The following is a 257-nucleotide window of genomic DNA, read 5'->3' on the forward strand; positions in this document are numbered from 1 at the left end:
TTCTCAGCTTTAAAAAGGCTTAGTCTAAGGGTTTTATGTTTTTTAGATTTATCGAGTTCTTTTTGTCCATCTATATAACTATTTCGAGTAAAGTAAATGGTTTTACCATCTTTGGTAAAAACTGCAGTAGATTCGTGATATTGAGTATTTACATCGCCTCCTAAAGGCTTTGGATTACTTAACAATCCTTCTTCATCTCTATTAGCAATAAACAAATCTAAATAAGGCTCTTGAGTCCATTGATCTACATTTAATCC

General features: G+C 31.5%; 1 pseudogene. It reads right to left on the bottom strand.

The annotated features are described in order from the left end of the window. Nucleotides 1-257 (bottom strand): annotated as a pseudogene (locus tag G3A46_RS14200) (PD40 domain-containing protein); the annotation flags it as partial.

This window comes from Aequorivita sp. KMM 9714 (genome assembly GCF_011065475.1).
Lineage (GTDB): Bacteria > Bacteroidota > Bacteroidia > Flavobacteriales > Flavobacteriaceae > Aequorivita > Aequorivita sinensis.